The 20,876-nt window shown below is 58.3% G+C and carries 20 protein-coding genes and 1 pseudogene; 8 read left to right on the forward strand and 13 right to left on the reverse strand.

What is annotated here, in order from left to right; translation table 11 throughout:
- Positions 1–56: 56 nt before the first annotated feature.
- The 9 genes from OKW43_RS00360 to OKW43_RS00400 form a co-directional block, all read right to left on the reverse strand.
- Positions 57–971, reverse strand: coding sequence for a porin (locus OKW43_RS00360; protein ID WP_429444496.1), 915 nt, complete (start codon positions 969–971; stop codon positions 57–59).
- A 42-nt stretch (positions 972–1,013) separates the two neighbouring features.
- Positions 1,014–2,216, reverse strand: a complete 1,203-nt coding sequence (gene fdhA, locus OKW43_RS00365) for a formaldehyde dehydrogenase, glutathione-independent (protein ID WP_429447273.1) — start codon at positions 2,214–2,216, stop codon at positions 1,014–1,016.
- A gap of 158 nt (positions 2,217–2,374) precedes the next feature.
- Complete coding sequence (locus tag OKW43_RS00370; protein WP_429444498.1) at positions 2,375–2,968, reverse strand: flavin reductase family protein; 594 nt, start codon at positions 2,966–2,968, stop codon at positions 2,375–2,377.
- Positions 2,969–2,986: 18 nt separating this feature from the next.
- A complete protein-coding gene (locus tag OKW43_RS00375) occupies positions 2,987–4,372 on the reverse strand; it encodes an MFS transporter (RefSeq protein ID WP_429444500.1) in 1,386 nt (461 codons plus the stop codon).
- A gap of 181 nt (positions 4,373–4,553) precedes the next feature.
- The gene (locus OKW43_RS00380; RefSeq protein ID WP_429444494.1) at positions 4,554–5,657 is read right to left on the reverse strand and encodes an IS5 family transposase; all 1,104 of its coding nucleotides are present in this window, start codon (positions 5,655–5,657) and stop codon (positions 4,554–4,556) included.
- Positions 5,658–5,803: 146 nt separating this feature from the next.
- Entirely contained in the window at positions 5,804–6,163 is a 360-nt protein-coding gene (locus tag OKW43_RS00385) for a protocatechuate 3,4-dioxygenase (RefSeq protein ID WP_429444502.1), read from the reverse strand.
- Positions 6,160–7,044 (reverse strand): gallate dioxygenase, encoded by an 885-nt coding sequence (locus OKW43_RS00390; protein WP_429444504.1) that lies wholly within the window; start codon positions 7,042–7,044, stop codon positions 6,160–6,162. The genes OKW43_RS00385 and OKW43_RS00390 overlap by 4 nt, the downstream gene beginning before the upstream one ends.
- A 66-nt stretch (positions 7,045–7,110) precedes the next feature.
- Positions 7,111–8,289 (reverse strand): Rieske 2Fe-2S domain-containing protein, encoded by a 1,179-nt coding sequence (locus OKW43_RS00395; protein WP_429444506.1) that lies wholly within the window; start codon positions 8,287–8,289, stop codon positions 7,111–7,113.
- Between the two features lie 21 nt (positions 8,290–8,310).
- Complete coding sequence (locus OKW43_RS00400) at positions 8,311–9,288, reverse strand: PDR/VanB family oxidoreductase (RefSeq protein ID WP_429444508.1); 978 nt, start codon at positions 9,286–9,288, stop codon at positions 8,311–8,313.
- A gap of 487 nt (positions 9,289–9,775) precedes the next feature.
- On the opposite strand from OKW43_RS00400, the gene OKW43_RS00405 reads away from it, so the two are divergent.
- The 3 genes and pseudogenes from OKW43_RS00405 to OKW43_RS00415 form a co-directional block, all read left to right on the forward strand.
- The gene (locus OKW43_RS00405) at positions 9,776–10,681 is read left to right on the forward strand and encodes a LysR family transcriptional regulator (protein ID WP_429444510.1); all 906 of its coding nucleotides are present in this window, start codon (positions 9,776–9,778) and stop codon (positions 10,679–10,681) included.
- Between the two features lie 104 nt (positions 10,682–10,785).
- On the forward strand, positions 10,786–11,247 hold the full coding sequence (locus OKW43_RS00410) for a nuclear transport factor 2 family protein (RefSeq protein WP_429444512.1): 462 nt from the start codon (positions 10,786–10,788) through the stop codon (positions 11,245–11,247).
- A gap of 1,051 nt (positions 11,248–12,298) precedes the next feature.
- Positions 12,299–12,832 (forward strand): annotated as a pseudogene (locus OKW43_RS00415) (reverse transcriptase N-terminal domain-containing protein); the annotation flags it as partial.
- A 47-nt stretch (positions 12,833–12,879) separates the two neighbouring features.
- On the opposite strand, the gene OKW43_RS00420 reads toward OKW43_RS00415, so the two are convergent.
- Positions 12,880–14,459, reverse strand: a protein-coding gene (locus OKW43_RS00420; protein WP_429444514.1) for an IS3 family transposase whose coding sequence is annotated in 2 segments (ribosomal slippage) — positions 12,880–13,988 and positions 13,988–14,459 — 1,581 coding nt in all. Because the reading frame shifts where the segments join, the coding sequence is not laid out codon by codon here.
- 93 nt (positions 14,460–14,552) lie between these two features.
- On the opposite strand from OKW43_RS00420, the gene OKW43_RS00425 reads away from it, so the two are divergent.
- From OKW43_RS00425 to OKW43_RS00445, 5 genes are all read left to right on the forward strand, one after another.
- On the forward strand, positions 14,553–14,726 hold the full coding sequence (locus OKW43_RS00425) for a hypothetical protein (protein WP_429444516.1): 174 nt from the start codon (positions 14,553–14,555) through the stop codon (positions 14,724–14,726).
- A complete protein-coding gene (locus OKW43_RS00430) occupies positions 14,701–15,420 on the forward strand; it encodes a group II intron maturase-specific domain-containing protein (RefSeq protein ID WP_429444518.1) in 720 nt (239 codons plus the stop codon). The genes OKW43_RS00425 and OKW43_RS00430 overlap by 26 nt, the downstream gene beginning before the upstream one ends.
- Before the next feature lie 70 nt (positions 15,421–15,490).
- Entirely contained in the window at positions 15,491–16,492 is a 1,002-nt protein-coding gene (locus OKW43_RS00435) for an IS110 family transposase (RefSeq protein ID WP_429447275.1), read from the forward strand.
- Positions 16,493–16,750: 258 nt separating this feature from the next.
- A protein-coding gene (locus tag OKW43_RS00440) for an IS3 family transposase (RefSeq protein WP_429447277.1) occupies positions 16,751–18,321 on the forward strand; the annotation gives its coding sequence in 2 pieces (ribosomal slippage) (positions 16,751–17,231 and positions 17,231–18,321; 1,572 coding nt in all).
- 63 nt (positions 18,322–18,384) lie between these two features.
- Entirely contained in the window at positions 18,385–18,630 is a 246-nt protein-coding gene (locus OKW43_RS00445; protein WP_429444520.1) for a hypothetical protein, read from the forward strand.
- On the opposite strand, the gene OKW43_RS00450 is transcribed toward OKW43_RS00445, so the two are convergent.
- Genes OKW43_RS00450 through OKW43_RS00460 form a run of 3 tightly spaced genes read right to left on the reverse strand, consistent with a single transcriptional unit; the run spans position 18,531 to position 20,463 of the window.
- Positions 18,531–19,304, reverse strand: a complete 774-nt coding sequence (locus tag OKW43_RS00450; protein ID WP_429444522.1) for a hypothetical protein — start codon at positions 19,302–19,304, stop codon at positions 18,531–18,533. The two genes, OKW43_RS00445 and OKW43_RS00450, sit on opposite strands and share 100 nt — an antisense overlap.
- Positions 19,297–19,989: a protein mobD gene (locus tag OKW43_RS00455; protein ID WP_429444524.1), complete on the reverse strand. Its 693-nt coding sequence runs from the start codon at positions 19,987–19,989 to the stop codon at positions 19,297–19,299. The genes OKW43_RS00450 and OKW43_RS00455 overlap by 8 nt, the downstream gene beginning before the upstream one ends.
- Positions 19,990–19,998: 9 nt before the next feature.
- Positions 19,999–20,463: a hypothetical protein gene (locus tag OKW43_RS00460; protein ID WP_429444526.1), complete on the reverse strand. Its 465-nt coding sequence runs from the start codon at positions 20,461–20,463 to the stop codon at positions 19,999–20,001.
- Positions 20,464–20,876: the final 413 nt, after the last annotated feature.

Here is a 20,876-nt window from a genome sequence, read left to right on the forward strand (position 1 = left end):
AAGAGCGGAACCGGCGTTGAAATTTCGCAATGCATAAAATCTGTGGCTGTAACCGCTCAGCAAGAGGGACGTTGCTTCTGCTGGGGTGTATTTCCGCAGCCTGTTAGAGCGACGTCTGGTCGTACAAACCATTGCGCACCAGCGGAGCCTTGGTAGACAGAGGCGCGGTTCTCCATATTCTTGACCGTAACGAAGAGGCCGCTGACACGCACGGGACCAAATTGGTAGCGTGCGCCGGCGCCCCAGTTACGAACCCCTACCTGTGGACCAATTGTGCCCGCGGTAACGGGATACTTGACGTAGGTATAGGCTGCGTCTGCTCCAAACGGACCATTGGCGTAGGAGAGCGAGAAGCTCATCGCGTCTCCTGTCCCCATCGAACCGGCCACGTTCCCGAAGCCATACATCGCACCCGCACTCAGCCCGGCGAAGACAGGGCTGTTGTACTTGACCGAGTTAGCGATGCGCCCTGCAGCGCGATACCAATCGAAGTTGCCTGTGGGATTGGACGGCAACGCCAATTTCTGGAATGGGCCTGCACCCTGACCATAGAGGTGTCCCGTGTACACGGCGGGGTCATCGCCTGAGCTGTAGAGAGAATCGCTCATGAAGTCGTATTGATTCCCCAGCGTCAGCGTGCCGAACTGCGGGTTGGTTAGACCGACGTAGGAGTTACGGGAAAAGATACTTTGTCCCGGCAGGAATGAACCGTTGTTTAGCCCGAACTGGTTAAGGAGATAGAAGATCGCCTTCGTTCCCCCACCGAGGTCCTCCTTGCCAGAGAATCCCCATATGTTTGGGCCGTTGATGCCGTCATCCGTCTGCCACGCGCTGTGCCCGCCGTGGTTGCTAACGTATGTGATGCCGGAATCAATCATGCCAAACAACGTGACGCTGCTTTGGGCGTGTGCGTTCACCGCCATGCAACCGGTCACAGATGCCAATGCGGCAACAACGCTCTTCTTAACCATGCCAATGTCTCCAATCTACTTTGTTGTTGTACAGCAACCGTTCTAAGCCGCCTTAGCCACCAGCCCATGCGGATCCAGAACAAACTTCTTAGGCACGCCAGCGTCGAACTCCGAGTAGCCGGCTGGCGCGTCGTCCAGCGAGATCACCTGAACGTTGACGACCTTCGCGATATCAATCCGATCCCACAGGATTGCTTGCATCAGATTGCGGTTGTACTTCATCACCGGCGTCTGGCCAGTGAAGAAGCTATGAGACTTTGCCCACCCAAGCCCGAGCCTGACTGACAGGCTGCCTTTCTGTGCAGCGGCGTCAACAGCGCCCGGATCGTCGGTCACATAAAGGCCAGGGATTCCGATGCCACCGGCGACTTTGGTAACTTCCATTAGCGAATTGAGAACTGTCGCTGGAGCCTCATGCTGCGAGCCATCATGGCCATGACCCCGTGCTTCAAATCCGACGCAATCGATGGCGCAATCGACTTCGGGTTCGCCAAGGAGAGATGCGATTTGTTCGGCAAGCGTTGCATCGAGAGACAAATCAACGGTCTCAAATCCAACGGCGCGAGCATGAGCCAGCCGGACCGGATTGACATCTCCGACGATCGTTACTGCCGCCCCAAGCAACCGAGCAGACGCGGCAGCCGCCATCCCGACCGGGCCGGCGCCAGCGATGTAGACAGTCGAACCAGGGCGTACTCCGGCAGTAACAGCACCGTGATAACCGGTGGGCAAGATGTCCGAGAGGCAGGTCAGATCCCTTATCTTTTCCATCGCCCGATCGCGATCAGGAAACTTGAGCAGATTGAAATCAGCAAACGGAACGAAGACGTATTCCGCCTGACCTCCAATCCATCCGCCCATGTCGACATAACCGTATGCCCCCCCTGGTCGTCCGGGGTTGACAGTCAAACAAACACCCGTGTTTTGTGCCTTGCACATCGGGCAACGGCCACACGCGACGTTGAAGGGAACCGAAACAAGGTCTCCTTTACGCAGCGTTACCACATCCGAGCCAAGCTCAATTACTTCGCCAGTAATTTCATGTCCCAACACGAGTCCCGGAGGCGCAGTGGTGCGCCCGCGAACCATATGCTGATCTGAACCGCAGATGTTCGTCGAGACAACACGCAAAATGACGCCGTGATTCGCTCGTCTTCCCGCAGGGTCGATCATTTCCGGATATGCGATTGACTGCACCTCGACTTTTCCGGGACCGATGTAGACCACACCTCTGTTTCCGCTCACGGCTATCTCCTGTTTGGTCATGAAATCTCTAAGAACCCGAGACGGCTGTCGTCGATGCAAAATCGCTGCCGGCGACACCGGCTACGGTCCCACACCGCGACGAACCCCGCGGCGATCAGCAACAGCTAAAAATGGTTTGATACGATCAATCTTTCCAACTAGAGGTCAATGACAAGCCTGGCCGTTTTGGAACGCGAGCAGCATGGGGTGAACTGGTCGTTCCGCATGTGCTCCCACTCCGTCAGGAAGACATCTCGGTGATCCGGCAACCCGTCGAGAACGCGAGTAACACATGTTCCGCAGACGCCTCGTTCGCATGACGTGGGGACGAGAACGCCATGCTCTATCAGCGCTTCTATCGCTGTCTGATTGGTCCGCACCCGGATCACTTCGCCAGAGCTGGCAAGTTCGATCTCAAATGGCTTGTTCGCTTTCCTATCGTCTTGCACCAGAGATGCTACGGAATCCGTCTCGGACGCGTAGATTTCTACGACGTCGCCTTCGTTCAAGCTGTGAAGGGCTAACGCGCTGCCGATGGAGTTGCCATCACGCAGAACGCCAAGCAGGTCGCGACGCGCTCCGGAACCATTCGTGCCTAGTGAATACATCCGAACGCATTCGCCAAGCACGCGCACATCGATGCTCACGCCCAGGCTGAAAGACGGCAATGTCTCCGAATTCTCCGATTCCAGTTCCAGAACGAAGATCTCAGGCGCCGTCTGGCGCTTCGCGTTTACTCGAACCCTGAACATGTCGACGGCTCCGCAAGTTCACGCATTACCCTTTGCTGATGCTGACGGTTGCAGCAACTGGGCGGGAAGCTTCCGTGAGGCAAACGTCAAGGCTAGAAAGGCCGCACCAGCAACGAAACATGGAGCCGAAGCAACTTTCAGCAGAACCGGCACGCTCATACCCGTAGCCAGAAGCATGGCTCCGCTCATGGTGCCGAAGACGGACCCAAGGCGGCCCCATCCCGCCGTCCAGCCAATACCGGTTGCGCGGACTGCAGTCGGGTACATGAAGCTTGCAAGGATGCTTGATCCGGTTACACAGGCGCCGCAGGATGCGCCTACTGCCGCGATCACAACGCCGGCAAGCACGAGATCGTTCACGACGTTGCCAATAACGATCAGGCATGTCGCAGCAATCACAGCACTAACCACCATGCAGACATACCGGTTGTAGCGGTCCATCAGATAACCCACGATCAAGCTTCCGACAGGTGACCCGATCAGGAAAAGACTGAGCAGCAACGACGTTTCACCCAACGAGTGTTTTGCGCTATGCAGGAGAATTGGCAGCCAGTTGGTCAGAAAATACACGACCATCAGCGTGCCGAAAGACGCCACCCACAGCAGTAAGGTAGAGCCCGCGAGTCCATCCTTGAAAAGGTCGGAAACCACAGCGCGGCTTTCAGCTTCGTTGCGCGCCACGAAGGTCGCCGACGTGAAATTCATTTCGGGAGCAATCTTCCACATGATTCGCCGCACCTTCGCCTGTCCCGTGTGGCGAACGAGAAGAAAGCGAACTGAGTCGGGCACCCTGATCGCAATGACGACGAGCAACAGCAAAGGAAGTACGCCGCCAACAATGAACATGGATGACCATCCATGAACCGGAATCAGTCTGGTGGCGACGAAGCCCGCGATGCCACCGCCCAGCGGGATACCGCAACCAAGCCATGCGAGTTGCGTCGATCGTCTGTCGCGTGGGCACATTTCGGCGATCAGGGCCATAGCGCTCGGTCCAGCGCCGCCAAGACCCAGACCGGCCAGGAAGCGGAGTCCGACAAGTGCGTTGAGTTCATGTACAAGGGCCGACACGAGAGTGAACCCGCCAAAGACGGCAACCGAGGCGATAAGAACCCGCTTGCGGCCAAGTTTGTCAGCCAGCGGTCCGCAGAGGAACGCGCCAACAGTCAGCCCGGCGAGGCCGGCTGTAAATAGAGGCCCTAGTTCCTTGGGAGCGAGGTGTAACATGCCGGCGAGCGATGGGGCGACGTACGCAATCATCACGGCGTCGAAGCCGTCGAGAACGAGAACTGCGACACAGATTGCGATGACACTGAGTTGATAGAAGGACATCTTTCGTCCATCAATAATCGTCTGGACGTCGACGCTCTGCCCGGTCATCTGTTGGTTCAAACTGCCATTCATGATTGTCTCCTATTCGTCCGCAGGGCTCTAACAGGCTGCGGAAATACACCCCAGCAGAAGCAACGTCCCTCTTGCTGAGCGGTTACAGCCACAGATTTTATGCATTGCGAAATTTCAACGCCGGTTCCGCTCTTTTTCGACGGCTTGAGGCGCATTTTTCGCCCCATTACCGCGATTTTGGCTACTGCGGGCGGACCTGTCCCAGAGAGCGCATGCGCACGAGGTTGTAGGCCGCCATGTTCAACACGAACATCTGGTCGACTCTCTTCAACCCGCGCACCATCACCTGGCGCATGCGGCCTACCGTCTTCGCCCACCCAAAACCTTGTTCGATCAGCTTGCGCTTTTGCTGCGATATCGCGTAGCCCACGCTGCGCGCAATCGCATCGGGCACCGCCGAACGCCGACCCGAGGTGTTCTGCGCCACGTGCGGCGTGACCTTCATCTGCTGGCAAGCTTCGATGAATTCCTGTGCGTCGTAACCCTTGTCCGCCCCCAGCGTGATTTGCGCAGCGGCATCGTCCGCAACTTGCCGCGCGTCGTTGATCATGACCTTGGCCGCTTCACGTTCTGCATGTCCGTCAGCCCGGCTCACACGGGCGTTGACCACCAGCCCATGGCGGTTGTCAGTCAGCGTGTGGCCCATATAACGCAATTCACTGGCCGTCTTGCCCTTACGGTAAAGCCGTGCATCGGGATCGGTCTTCGACTCGTGCGTTTCGTTGCTTCGCTTGCTACCCTTGAAGTCACTCTCGCCGCTGCCACCGTCGTTATCCCCATCCTCGCCATCCTTGCGCACGAAGCTCTTGTGGCCCGCCCACGCCTGGATCAGCGTGCCGTCCACGCTGAAGTGCTCGTTCGACAACCAGTTCTGCTTCTGCGCGATGGACAGCACTTCGTTGAAGAATTCGACCACCGCATCGTGCCGGATTAAACGCTCGCGGTTCTTCGTGAACACCGTCGGCACCCACACTGAATCGTCCATCGACAGACCGATAAACCATCGAAACAGCAGGTTGTATTGAGTTTGCTCCATGAGCTGGCGTTCAGACCGGATGCTGTACAGCACCTGAAGCAGCATGGCCCGCAGCAGTTTCTCCGGCGCGATGCTCGGCCGGCCTCCCTTGATGTCGGCCTCGTACATCCCGGCAAACAACCGATCCATCTTCGCCAGCGCCTCGTTCGCCATGACGCGAATCGAGCGCAGCGGATGTGAGCTCGGAACGAAATCGTTGAGCTTACGCACGGAAAACAGACTCTCGGTGAACGTGTCGGCGCCGCGCATGATCTCCTGGCCAGTGGGTGAACTTACTAGATCAACGCTTTTACCATCCTTCGCGATGACTTCCGTGCGAGGTATTTCCGCAACCTGCTAAGTCTAAGAAGTCCTCTAATTTGCGCGGGATCGATTTACTTAAATGAACTTCGTTCTTACGCCGAGGCCGGTACCTTACGGGTCTGAAGGAATTCCTCGAGGGATTCGCCGCGCATCGACGCATAGACCTGCAGATTGCTCACTTTGGTCACGCGGGCGAATTTCTCCAAAACGAAGAAAGTGACGCCGTATCGCACGAGTCCAAGCCAGTCTCGGGCTTTGACCAAGTTCTTCTCTTCCTCGGTCAGCTTCGACTGTGCGAAAGCGCCTTCGATATCTCGCGTCACCAGCTCGCGGAACGTGGGGTCGCGATGCATCCAGAAGAAGCGGTTCAGGCGCAAGGTTTTAACGCTTCGCGACACGTCGAAGACATAGGTGCCTTGCAAATCTTCAATGCCTCTGAGTTGCGGGTTCATTGCACTTCCTTTGCTTTTTCCAGCGTGGTCTGATTCGACGCGTTCGTCTCAGGTTCGTAGACGGTGACAGCCATTGCCGTCGTCGTCGGAAGGTAATAGTTTTGATGTAGGCAACGCACTGAATCGCCAAGCGCTGCCCGCATGGCGAGCCACATAATGACTTCGACGCTTTCGGCGCCGCCTAGGCGAATGAAGTCTGCATGACGCATCGACGCCAGTTTCTTCGGGTCTTCAGCTATGAGACGGAGAAACTCGTGGTCCCATTCCGTGTTGTTGAAGCCGGTGCGTTCGCCGTGGATCTGATGTGAAAGACCACCCGTACCAACGACGACGACCTTCAAATCCTCGGGGTAAGATTCCACTGCTCGCCGCACGGCTTCTCCGAGCTTGAAACAGCGGGTCGGCGTTGGCAGCGGATATTGAAGAACATTCACCTCGATTGGAACAATTGCACCGGGCCAGTCGGGGTCATGCGGCCACATAAGGGACAGGGGCGAATTGCAGCCATGGTCCAACGCCCGATCCTGGAACGTGGCAATATCAAATTCGTCGTTGACGAGACTATCTGCCATGTGTGCCGCCAGTGCGGCGTGACCCTTGATGTTCGGCAGTGGGCGACGACCTGCACCTTCGTCGGCCATCTCGAATTCCGGCGATACACCGAGCGCGAAAGTGGGATAGCAGTCGAAGAAGAAGCTGTTGGCATGGTCGTTGTAGAACATCACCATGACGTCGGGCTTCACTTGCTGCAGCCAATCGGCCACCGGAAGATAGCCCTCAAAAAGGGGACTCCACGCAGGGTCGCTCTGACGCTTCGCGTCGTACGCCGCTCCAATAGTGGGAACATGCGATGTTCCGATACCGCCTACGATTCTTGCCATTACGGTTTCCTTAAGCTTTGTACGCTTGCGCCACTGGTCGCGGACTACGGCGCATGATTTCGTCGGTCACTGAGCAGGCGGTCGCGCATCCTCGGCGCGTCCACCGCATTCGCGCGTACTTGATGGATTCGACGAAGCACGTTGTCTCTCGGTCGCTGCCATGCGCAGAAGAATTTGACGCATCAGCAGGCCTGGCTTGTCCGGCGCGAAGTTCGAGTCGAACTGGGGTTCGACGTCGGAGGTCACGGCTTCAAGGATCCACTCGAGGGCGTCGACGTCTTCCTTGTATGCCTTGTCAGATGCCTCATACAGGAAGGCGTCGGCCTCTTTGTCTTCGAGATTGAAGTTCCGGCTGTTGAACCACCAGTAATGGATGCTTCCGTTCGACTCCGGCGTGAACGCATGCGTGATGTTGAAGCGATACGTGCGCGGTGCGCCGCTAGGGTCATTGTTGTCGACGATGCGCGCGTACGCCGTGTGCAATCCAGGCGATACGAAACGCGCCTCGGAGAAGCGATCTACCGGCCGCCCCATGAGACCCGTCGGCACGCCATATACGCCCGGCGGCGGCGAGTTCAGTAATGCGCGGTCGATTATGACGACATCCCCTTCCACGCGGACTTTAAGTTTGGAGCGTGCGTACTCTGGCGTCCCAATCGCACCCGGATGCAAGAAAGGAAAGTGTGTCTGATCGAGCAGGTTTTCGTGCATCGACACGTAATCCGATCGAAGGTGGAACGTATCGCCAACGCTCTTCCAATCCGGACCGGACAGCCAATGGGTATCGGGAACGAGGCTCTCGTCGGCGCGGTCCGGGTCGCCCATCCAGATCCAGACGAACGGCTTGCGCTCCACGGTTGGGAAGCTCCGGACATGCGCATTGGTTGGGACGATCGGCATGGCCGGCATGTTCACGCAGCGGCCGGACGGGTCGAACTGCATGCCGTGATAACCACACACAAGGACATCGCCTTCAAGTCGGCCTTTAGCAAGAGGAAACGAGCGATGCGGGCAGCGATTGCGTACCGCTACTGTCTCGCCGGCAAGCGTGCGATATAACGCGACGTCCACGCCTAGCAGCCGGCGGCTGAGGATCTCGCGCGAAACCTCATCGCTCGTGGCGGCCACATACCAGCAGTCGCGAACGAGCGGTGTGGTTTGGTCAGCGAAGCCACCAGGCGTGAAGCCGGGAACATCGAACTCGGACGATGCATCAGCGATGCGAATAACGTCATTCTGGGCCATGAAAATCTCCTTCAATTGGTATCAGGCGTCGAGAACGATCTCGCTTCCGGCAGTACGCGATACGCAGATGCACATCTGGTCGCCGGCTGCCTTTTCTTCGTCGCTCAGGTAAAAATCTCGGTGTTGGAGCGGACCATCGCTCGACACGACCCTCAGCGGACACAGACCGCATTCGCCCCTTCGGCAATCCCACAACACCGGCACGTTCGCAGCATTCAGCGCATCGAGGATGCTTGCATCAGCACTTACATGAACGGTCTTGCCGCTGCGTGCCAGACGGACGTCGAATGCGTGCGCATCCCTGTCTCGCGCCACGCCGAACATTTCGCTACGTACGCGCGAAGCGTCCCATCCGATGTCTTTCGCCGTAGCGTGGGTCGCCTGCACCATCGGGCCGGGACCGCAGACATAGACCTGAGTGTCTTCGGGTTGACGCTTGAGCAGCGCAGCAAGGTCGGGATGACCGGCGACATCGCTGTAATGGAAGACTGCCGCTTCGCCGGCGAGAGTCGCGAGTTCGTCGTGGAACGCCATCTGGTCCCGATCACGCCCCGCATAGACGACCTCAAAGGGACGGTTGCGACGTACAAGGCTGCGCGCCATCGAGAAGATGGGGGTAATGCCGATACCCCCCGCGATCAACAGCACATTCTCTGCTCGGCGGTCGAGCGGAAAATTGTTGACCGGCGGCCCGATCTCAAGCCGCGTGCCCGGTTGAAACGTATCGTGAATATGCGCCGAACCGCGCGCATCGCTATCGCGCTGAACGGCAATGCGATACATGTCGCGTGCGTCGTCGTCCTGATGGTCACCGCCAATCAGCGAGTAATGTCGTACGATAAGTCCACGCGTTGGCGATACGGTGTGAACGGCGATATGTGCGCCAGGTGCATACTCAGGCAACGGCTGCCCGTCGACGGACCTGAGCAGATACTCCCGGACGCGATCCGTGAGAGACCGTACGCGCGCGACCTCAACGCTAAAATTCTGTCTTGCCATTTTGCTTACCTCATGCCTGTCCGATGTTTCGGTCCATGCTGGCGCTGTCGCGTCCGGAAAGACGCGTGGTCAAACTCGCCAAAGCACGGCGCACCAGCATTCGAACGAAGAGACCCAACTCTGTAGCCGAAGCTGAGAACAACCTACCGTTTGCATAGTGCCCGCTGGCTTAACGAGGCCACGCTGGGCTCTGGAGCGAACCCGCCCAGACTTCGGCAAATGCCATCATCGAAAAGAGCCGGAGACATCGGCCGTAGAAGCGAAGATGAACAAGCAATCACCTACCCGATCGGCGGCGAAGAGTTGCACCTGTCTCCATATTTTTTCGTGCGATGGCACCTTAGAAGTGATGCTTGACTGTTATTCTATTGATGCTTGTCATGATTGATTGACGCAATTTTGTGGTATCTGTGAACGAATTTCTGCATCAATCGGCGCTCTGGACATGGCTTGAGAGAGAACCGAACGCCGCGACGGGAGACAGACAGTGGACGTGATAACGCACGTACGGACCTTTGCTGCTGTAGTGCAGCATGGAAGTTTTGCGGAAGCGGCGCGGGAGTTGGACATCGCGCCGTCGGTTGTGGCACGGCGCATCGGGCAGTTGGAAACGGAACTGAACGCGCGCCTGTTTGATCGCACCACGCGGAGCGTGGTACTCACCGAGGCTGGCGAGCGATTTCACGTTCGCGCAGCGAGTCTTGTTGGAGAGTTTGACGAACTAATTGCTTCCGTCGAGCGTGACGCAGGAAGTCTTCAAGGGCAATTACGCGTGATGTCACCGACGACCCTGACAATGCGCGAGCTCGCGCCGATTTATTGCGCGTTTCTTCAAGAGCATCCCCACATTACGCTGGAAATCGCACTCGTAGATCATTCCGCGAATCCCGCGGAGAGCGGATTTGACCTGTGCATTAGCGGACGCCTCGCCAGCTACGACGGTGTGGTGGACATCCCGTTAAAGCCGGTCCAGCCGCTGTTATGCGCTTCACCGGACTATCTGGCATCCCACCCTGCGCCCGTACATCCGAGGGATCTATCCAGCCATGACTGCCTTGTCTTTTCCGGTACCGGAACATCTTGGCAATTCCAGTCACAGCGGGGAACAGTTTCCGTAGATGTGCAACCTCGACTGCAAGCGGATGACAATCTCACGCTCCTGTGTGCAGTCCGTAACGGCCTCGGCCTCGCGCTGTTACCTTACTATGTGGTCCGCGAGGTTCTAGCGAGCAAGGAGCTCGTAGAAGTGATGCCCGAATACAAGCCTCAAGAGAACTTCTTCAAAGCCTACGTACCCCGACGTCGGATGAACGTCGCACGAGTAAAAGCATTCATTGACTGGATTACCGTGAAGTGGGCGACCGCCGAGGATTCTCCGGTGAAGATCGCCTAGTTGTTGCCAAGGCGCAGCCGCATGTCATTTGAGCAACACACAAACTGGATCAAACTTTTCGCAAACGGGCGACATGCCCGATTATTTACTGAGCCGGACTCACTATGAACACGACAGAGGCATCACTGAGCCAGATTAACAGATACCTTGTGGAGAACGAATGTCGACAGCTTATCGTTGCTGCTGCCTTTCTGATCGACGGGGGAAAGTACGCTGACTTGAACACGATATTCGCTCCAGCCGCGCAGTTGATGCGACCGAACGGCAGCGCGCTTGAAGGATGCGACGCCATCATCGCGTCATATGCGTCGCGACCGGTTGATCGCCTCACACGTCATCTCATTCTGGGAACGTGGTTCACCTCGATAGCAGAACAAGCTGCTACTTCAACTACGCAGGTTCTGCTCTGGACGGCCAGCACAGCCGACAATCCGGGATCCTTTGGCAGACCAACAACGGGCCCACAGATTGTCGGGCGAATTGAAGATGAATTTTGTCTCACGTCTAACGGCTGGAAGATTTCGAAGCGTAGCGCGTATTTCGAGCTGAATTCAGGCAACGCTTGACGAGGGATGGTCGGGCCGCGGAGACTCGGTGTCGAGCGGGGCTTTCTCGACCTAGCGACTGTTTGAAAAAACACGAAGACAAATGACCGCTGCCGGAGGGGAAGCGGTCCTCTGAACGGCGGCGGCAAGAATGTTGGCAACGTCGGCTAATGGCCGAGAGTACCAGTTCCGTCAACGTTCTACAGAGCTGACGTTGGAGTCGTCAATGGCAGCTTTCCGGCGAGGTGGGTGAACGCGTACTGCCGGCCATGAGCAATGGGATGGACTCCTCCTCACCCGACTAGCTCACGGCGCATGGTTAACGACGTGTTCGACGGGTCAACGAGGAGGAACCCGAGATGGACATTATTCGCGTTGGGATTGATCTCGCAAAAAACGTTTTCGTGCGACCAGCAAGTCGCGTGAGTTTCTGTTTCACATGAGCAGGTATGACTTGATGAAACCGGTTGTTCCATCAACCGTTCCCTACCCGGACATGCGGAGCCGGTAACAGCTTGGTGTGAAGCTCCGGGGACAACGTAGCCGCCGGGTATCCGGTACGCCGAGCCGTGACGCAAGGCGGAATCTGCCAGCACGAAGGCGGAGAGGAGCAAGGGATGAGCGGGTACGACCAACATATGTGAACTTCCGTTTAACGTCGTGATCGTTAACAAGCCAAACGTGCTGACAGGCTTGAACCAAAACGGTACGCGGTGAGGAATGGTCCCTGAATACTGGACCATCATGGACAGAACCACCGCCGGCGAAGCAGAAGGGTCCGCCCCGCTCGGAAATTCATGCGGAACTGGGTAAGCCCATAGTGCTGCCGGCAACGGCAGGCGAACCGCAAGGAACCCTGTCGGCGCTGTGGGTAAAGGAATGCGGAGAAAGCGAACGCCCGGCTGTAATGGACGGGATACGGGCTGAAACATTGCCCGACGCGAAAGCGGGCAGACTTCCGCGCGGTCATTCATGGCGAGAGAACCTTGACCAATCGTTATACGAGGGAAAGCAGATGACGGCGATCGGCGCGAAAGCGACCGGGGCCGGTGCGTCCTCGCGCGCTGCGCAGATGTGGGATCAGGCGAACTGGCCGCACATGGTGGCAGAGGTGAAACGACTTCAGGTGCGTATCGCCAAGGCAACTCGGGAAGGCAGATGGGGCAAGGTGCAAGCATTGCAACGTCTGCTGACCCGCTCGCATAGCGGCAAGATGTTGGCCGTGAAGCGGGTGACGGAGAATCGCGGTAAGAGAACGCCAGGGGTGGACGGCAAGATATGGTCATCCCCGGCGGCCAGGTGGAAAGGAATGTTGTCGCTTCGACATCACGGCTATCGTGCGATGCCGTTGCGGCGTGTCTACATTCCCAAGAGTAACGGCAAGAAGCGTCCGCTGGGAATTCCCTGTATGCGGTGCCGGGCGATGCAGGCGTTATGGAAGCTCGCTCTGGAACCGGTGGCGGAGACACTGGCGGACCCGAATTCCTATGGATTCCGGCCCGAACGCTCGACCGCCGATGCTATCGAACAGTGCTTCAATGTTCTGGCGAAGCGAGCTTCGCCAGAGTGGATTCTGGAAGGTGACATCCGGGGATGTTTCGACAACTTCAGTCCGGACATTTTCAAGGTAGTTGTCGCCTCAAGTTTTAGATTTCAGGCGGCCTTTCGCTCCCGGTTATCGCGCTGTGGAGTGCCTGCCAGGTTGTCGGTTCGATCCGGGTTCAGATGTACAGCACTTACGCGCTGCCAGTTGCGCGTGCGGACTTTCCATCGGAGCGGATTGCGTTGCCTGGCAGTCTCGTAGAGCGCCGCGCGTCGATCCAGAATGTCCTGGTCGAGGTTGGCATGACGCTGCGCCGGCGTCACGAACCGTATCGCGCTGTGACGGTGTTCATGGTTGTACCAGCGCACCAGTGCACCCACCCAGGCGCGCGCGGCGAACAGGGTATCGAACGGCTTGAGTGGGTAAGCAGGCCGGTACTTCAGGGTCTTGAACAGCGACTCGGAATAAGGATTGTCGTTGCTCACGCCCGGGCGACTCAACGACGGCATGACGCCTAACGCCTGAAGCGTGGCGAGCATCGTCGCGCCTTTCATCGGGCCACCGTTATCCGAATGCAGAATCACCTGATCGGGCTGTATCGCTTCGCGTGCGCAAAGGTCCCGGAGGACTTCGCTGGCCAGCGCGCTGCTTTCCTCGGCATAGACCTGCCAGCCGACAATCTTGCGACTGAATACATCCAGAAACAGGTATAGATAAAAATACTGTCCACGGATCGTCGTCGGCAAATATGTGATGTCCCAGGAATACAGCTGGTTCGGCGCATCGGCGCAAACCGAACGGGGTTTGCTGCGAGCGTGGGCTGGCCGTTCGCTGCGCCGGTGGGCGAGTTGCTTCTCGGCCTTCAGTACCCGGTAGAACGTCGATTCGGAGGCGATATAGCGTTGCTGGTCTGCCAGTCGCGGCACGATCTGGCTTGGCGGCAGATGACCGAATTCGGGCGAGTTGGCGACCGCCAGCAACTCGGCGCGTTCGTCGGCAGAAAGCTTGTGGCGCGGTTCATGATGCCGCAACGAGCGCCCGTCCGCCGCGTCAGGTTCGCCGCGTTGCCAGCGCTGAACCGTCCGGGCACTGAGCCCCAGAATGTTGCACGCGCGTGCCTGGCGAGCCCCGGCCAGGGTCGCCTCGCTGATCAGGCCGATCAATGCCTTGCGCTCTTCAGGGGCCGTCATTCGGCCTCGCCCTCGAACAGCGCGCGATAGTTTTTTTGCAGCACCAGTAGCGCCGCAGCTTCAGCCAGCGCCTTCTCCTTGCGGTTCAACTCGCGCTGCAGCTGGACATTGGCCTGCTTCAGATCCCGCACCTCCTGGGCGCTCTCGCGCCGGCTACCACCGAGTCCACCAGCGGCGCAGAAGTCCGCTCGCCACTGTGCGAGATGATGCGCAAACAAGCCGCGCTCGCGACACCAGCCGTTCAACGCTTCGTCGACCAATCCGTGGCTCTCCTGCAAGGCCATCAGCCGTTCTTCCAGCGACCAGTCTTCCGGACGCTTTGCATGTCCGGAGCTCGAGCTCCGGTTCGCGGCGGCTGCACCTCTCATCCATTTCCTCAATGTCAAAACGTTCACGTTCAATTCGTCGGCTACGGCTCCAACCGTTCGGTTGCCGCGCTGTAGCACCTTCGACAGCGCCTGCTCCCTGAACTCGACAGAATACGTTTGTTTCGCCTTCAACTTGCACCTCTGACTTTTCTTGATAAAGAAATTCAGAGGCGACAACTACTATGCCGCCGGGGGAGTCACCCCTGGCTTCTGGAGCACGTACCGATGGATAAGGATGTCCTGCGCAGATGGCTTCAAGCTGGATATATCGATGAGGGAACCCTGTTCGAGACGCAGGCGGGTAGCCCGCAAGGGGGAATCATCTCGCCGGTGATCGCGAACATGGCGTTGGATGGACTTGAGGCAGCAGTTTATGCGAGCGTCGAAGCTCGCGCGTAGCAAGGCCCAACTCAACGTCGTCCGCTATGCCGATGACTTTATTGTGACCGGCGTGTCGAAAGAAGTGCTCGAATTCAAGGTGCTTCCGGCGGTCAGGCAGTTTATGGCCGCTCGAGGTCTGGAGCTCTCGGAAGAGAAGACCCGGATCACGAACATTGCGGACGGTTTCGATTTCCTTGGCCAGAACGTGCGCAAGTACGACGGCAAGCTGCTGATCAAGCCGGCAAAGAAGAGCGTCAAATCACTTCTCGACAAGGTCAGGGAAATCATCAAAGGCAGCGCGAGCGTCACACAGGAGGCGTTGATCCAGAAACTCAACCCGGTTATCCGGGGATGGGCCATGTATCACCGTCACGTCGTGGCGAAAGCGAGCTTCTCATCGATAGACTCGCACATCTGGCAACTGCTCTGGAAGTGGGCAAGACGTCGACATCCCATGAAAGGAGCACGGTGGGTACGGACGAGATACTTCCGGGTCGACGGACACCGGTCCTGGGACTTTGCTACGAAGGGTCTGGCTGATGGGAGCATCAGTGGGTTTCGGCTCTTCCGCGCAATGACGATCCCGATTACGAGACACGTCAAGGTCCGGGGACTGGCTAATCCATTTGATCCGTTGTGGCTCAATTACTTCGCCCGCCGTCACGCTGCAAAACGTTTCGTCAAGTTGTTCGGTGCCACGCCATGGTGCTGAAGAATGGCTTGAGCCGGATGCGGGGTGACTCGCCCGTCCGGTTCTTAGGGGGCGGCGGTGCAGTAATGCACTGCTGCTACCCGACCAGGTGCACGGCGTCGATCGAAGCGAGAAGCCGGTGTGGCGCCGCAAGCTTACCCGTAGGGAATGGCTGGACGTCTTGCAGCGAACCGTTCCTTTGCGCGCCGTGATAGGGATGGAAGCCTGCAGCGGTGCACACCATTGGGCGCGGCGTCTTCAGGTGATCGGATACACGGTCAAGCTGATCGCCCCGCAGTTTGTGAAGCCGTACGTCAAGAGTAACAAAAACGACGCAAACGACGCCGAAGCTATCTGTGAAGCGATGAGTCGGCCAGGCATGCGTTTCGTCGCCGTCAAGACCATCGGGCAGCAGGACGTGCAGGCAGTTCACCGCGTTCGCGCCGGATTGATGGAGCAACGTAACGCAAAGGCAAATCAGATCCGCGGCCTGACCTCCGAGTACGGCATCGTGGCGCCCAGAGAGATTCTCCAGTTGCGACGCGCTGTTCCTGTTTGGCTGGAAGACGTGAACAGCGGTCTGAGCGACCGTTTCCGGCGCCTGCTCACGGGGCTGTGGGAAGATCTGCGTTCCCTGGACGACCGGATCCGCGAACTCGACCGCGAAATTGCCGCAATTGCTACATCCGATCCAGTAGCTAGACGTCTGCAGCAACTACGTGGTGTCGGGCCGATGGTAGCAACCGCGCTAATCGCAACCGTGGGCGATGCCAGACAGTTCGCCAATGGCCGACAGATGGCCGCGTCGCTCGGACTAACGCCCAGGCAAAACAGTTCCGGAGGAAATGAACGGCTGCTAGGAATTAGTAAGAGAGGCGACGCCTACGTGCGCTGCCTGTTAATTCACGGTGCGCGCGCGATGATCCAGATGGCCAGACGACGGACTGATGCACTAAGTCTGTGGGTTATGCGCATAGCGGGAGACCGGCACCCGAATATTGCAGCCGTGGCGCTGGCAAACAAGACGGCTCGAATTGCCTGGGCGATGATCACAAGGGAAACCGACTATCAGCCGGAGCTTGCTGCGCACTGAAACCGAGAGCAACCAGCTGTACCTTCATCCACGATTGCAAAACAAGCCGCACGATGGCCAACAGGTCGAACCGGCGCTGATCAAACCCGCGAAGGACCGAGGCCTCGAGCCCGTAGGAGCGATTGGGAGTCAGCGCGCGAATAGCCCATCAGGGTCCGTTGCCTCGCAGAGGCACATTTGTACGAGACCCCCCGGCGTCACACTAGATGTCGCCTCTGAATTTTCTTAATTTCAAGAGATCAGAGGTGCAAGTTGAAGGTGAAACAAACGTATTCTGTCGAGTTCAGAGAACAGGCGCTGTTGAAGGTCTTACACCGCGGAAGTCGCACCATTGGATCCGTGGCAGATGAATTGAACATGAATGTGATGACCTTGAAGAACTGGATGAAAGGTGCCGCGGCATCAGCTCGGAGTGAGGGCTCCGGGCACGCAAGACGACCGGAGGACTGGTCACTGGAAGAGCGTCTGCTGGCCTTGCAGCAGAGCCATGGGCTACTCGACGAAGCACTGAACGCGTGGTGTCGTGAACGGGGTCTGTTTGCTCATCATCTCGCGCAGCGGCGCGTGGACTTCTGCGCCGTTGGCGCGACCGGGGGCCGGCGTGAGAACGCCAAGGAAGTACGTGAGCTCAAGCACGCGAACACGCAGCTTCAGCGCGAACTGAACCGTAAGGAGAAGGCACTGGCGGAGGCGGCCGCGTTGCTGGTGCTGCAAAAAAAGTATCGTGCGCTGTTCGGGGACGAGGTCGAATGACGCCCCTCGAAGAGCGCAAGGCATTGATCGGTCTGATCAGCGAGGCGAGCACGGGTGGTGCTCGCCAGGCGCGCGCGTGTGAGGTGCTCGGGCTGAGTGCCCGTACCCTTCAGCGCTGGCAGGGCGGCGAGCCTGACGCGGTGGATGGGCGCTCTTTACGGTGCCATGAGCCGCCTCACAAGCTGAGCGCTGCCGAACGTGCCGAGCTGCTGGCGGTCGCAAACTCGGCCGAGTTTGGTCACTTGCCGCCCAGCCAGATCGTTCCACGTCTTGCTGACCAGCAGCGCTACATTGCCTCGGAATCGACGTTCTACCGGGTGCTGCGCGAGGAAAAGCAGCTCGCACACCGGCGCAGCGAGCGGCCGGCCAACACGCGCAGCAAGCCCCGCGCGGTCTGTGCCTACGCGCCGAACCAGCTGTACAGCTGGGACATCACTTACCTGCCAGCGACGATTCGTGGCCAGTATTTCTATCTGTATCTGTTTATGGACGTGTTCAGCCGAAAAATTGTCGGCTGGCAGGTCTATGCCGAAGAGAGCAGCGCCCTCGCCAGCGAGGTCCTCAAGGATCTCTGCGCGCGTGAAGCGATACAGCCCGATCAGGTGATTCTACATTCCGATAACGGCGGGCCGATGAAGGGCGCCACGATGCTGGCCACCTTGCAGGCCCTAGGCGTCATGCCGTCATTGAGTCGCCCAGCCGTGAGCAACGACAATCCGTTCTCGGAGTCGCTGTTCAAAACGCTCAAGTACCGGCCCGCCTACCCGCTGCACGCGTTCGACACCCTGTTCGCCGCGCGTACCTGGGTCGCAGAACTGGTGCGCTGGTACAACCACGAACATCGTCACAGTGCGATCCGTTTCGTGACGCCTGCGCAGCGCCATGTGAACCTTGATCAGGACATCCTGGATCGACGCGCAGTGCTTTATGAAAGCGCACGCCAGCGCAATCCGCTGCGCTGGAAAGGCCCTACGCGCAACTGGGAGCGCATCCGTGCGGTGCATCTGAATCCCGATCGTGCCGACGATCAGGGTGTCATTCCAGAACACCATAACCAGGAGCGAAAAGCAGCCTGAAATTTAATCGTCGAGGCGACATCTACATTGACAACGGCCGGACTTGAACCGGTGGAACACATCATGACCAACCGCATCCGCATGGCCGTGCTCACCATCAATGCCGAAGGCTCGCCCGACCTCTCCCTGACTTTCGTTGAACCCACCGATCTGCAATACAACGAAGGCAAGCACTACGACATGGCCCTCGCCCGCGCCAAAGATGAAGGCTACCGGGCACCGATGATCGCCTTCGAACAAAACGACGCGGCTGCAGACGTGCTCCGCCACGCCGCTGAATTCATGGAGGGTGACACCGACGAGGTATAACCCATGCTGGCAGACGGCGAGCCGTCTGCCCGTATCCAATGGACGCCAGCCCACCATCCGGCCAGCCCGCCTGCGCCCGCGGCCAGCAGCATCACAATCAGTCCGCCGACGACCAGCCCATAGCACGCCCGCACGAGCCGCCGTAGGGCGACGCGCTCGAATGACGTGAGCGTCGTATCGATCCGTTTCTGTTGGTCACGTACGGCGACAGCCGTCGCCCCCACGAGCCGGTTACCGGCAACGCGGGCAATGTGATTCGCCGCCCGCTGCGTGAGTGTAGCCAGCGCCTCATCGTTCAGCGCCGCAAGCGCGGCCCGGTAGCGCGCCTCATGTTCATCGATCATCTGCCCGGCCAGTTCAATCGTGGCCTTGCAGCGCGCGAGCGCGTCACGATGCTGCGTCATCAACGCATCCGTCGCTGCCCGCGCCTCCGTCCGCACGACATCCAGACTGCCCGCGCCTGCCTGCCGGATGCGCTCCGGCATGGCCTCGTAGAGTCGCCCGTAGTGCTCGAGCATGACCAGCACAGACCACAGCGCATCGTTGTCGCGGAGGTTGAGCGCACTCGATACCCGACGCATTCGCAGCACACTGGCATCGTCGGGCAATTCGCCCGCGACGTCGAGAAACAGACAGGCGAGCTCGTCCACCGGCCTGCCCTGCCTGCTATCCATCGACCGTTACCTTGGCGAACATGGCATCGCACAACGAACGCCAACGCAATAGCTCGACCCGTTCACCGATATGCATCGTCTCCGCTGCCTTGCGAATCGACATGCGCTGACTGCGAAGCTCGTCCGCGACCCGATCCGCAAGATCAGGAAAATCCAGTGAGTGACCGCGCGATTCGATGGAACGGCGAAGCTGCGACCCCTGATACAGCGTGAACTTGTCCGCCGGACCGAAGGAGCCATTGCGTACGACGTTCATCACCGCGTCCGGGAACGTCTCGTTGAAAGCGCTCAACAATTCAAGGCTGTCGCGTTGCCGGTTGATCACCCACAGGACAACAAGCCGGCGCCGAAGCTCGCCAAGCGCGCCGGCCAGTGTCGCCCCGAACTGCTCAACACCCGTCTGGCTCCGCGCCGCCGTGTTGACAACGATCGCTGCGTCTCGTTGCTCGTCGCAGAAATTGACAAGGCCGATCCAGCCGTCTGCATCGTCCAGGTTATAGGCAATGCAGCGCATATCATCCTGGACTGCTTTCATCACGTCTGGGTTGGAGGTATCCGTTTCCACAAGCGCCGCATGAATATCCCGCCGTAGCAGATAATCGGCCAGCGCGAGCGCAACAAAACTCTTGCCTACGCCGCCCTTGCTGCCACCAACGAGATAGATGGGGTAAGTCGTCATGTCCATTTGAATCCTCTAAAGGTTCTCGGTGTCAGGCCTGATCTCGAATGAGAACGCGTCACGCATCACCATGCTTCCCGGCCTACTGACAATCTCTCCCGCATGCTGCTTTGGATTTTCTCTGACAGCCTCCGCGCGCGGTACATCGTCCTTGCTTACCTTCTTCGTACGAGGCGATGGCGCGGCATTGTCTCGTGCCGATTCCTTTGCAGACTGTCGAGCTGGTTTGTCTTTCTTCGATGGGTATAACGCGTACTTGACAGAGCCAACGCTAAAATCAACGCCCTTCTTCCGTGCATGTTCAACGATTTCTTCCAGCGTATATCCCTTCTTCCTCACCGCACCGATTACCAGACGCATCTCTTTCATCGCATCGGTAATAGAGACGCGCTGCTCGGCCTCTGGCTTGACCGGCAGTGATTCCAGAGCGCGGACAAGCTCATCCCATTGCGCCCGGGTATAGCTTTTCGCAACTGGCATGGCTCGCTCCGTCGTGCTCTCTTTATCCCATCTTGTTCACTCGGGAAGACCTCGTCAACACCTGTTTTTGGCCGGATTTTTGCTATCGGAACATCATGGAATCAGATGGATCGCGTTGGAATAAAAGAAATATTTTGGACACGTCTGGCACGAGCAACGGACCGGGCCGATGTCCGGAAAGACATAGCGAAGGGATTCCGGGCAAACTTCACGACGGCGCAGGCGCAGAACGATCACAGGCAACGGGCTGAATCGTTCTGGCCATCAGGATTCACACAATGGAACTGCGAGCCGATAGAGACACGATAGTCTCGCAGACTATATCCCTTACTCTACGAACTCCCGATAGCCCTGCCTGCATATCTTTGGGAAAGACCGGCGAGATTTTAGGAGATCAACAGCCGCCCGAAGCT

The sequence above is a fragment of the Paraburkholderia sp. WC7.3g genome, from assembly GCF_050436345.1.
GTDB lineage: Bacteria > Pseudomonadota > Gammaproteobacteria > Burkholderiales > Burkholderiaceae > Paraburkholderia > Paraburkholderia podalyriae.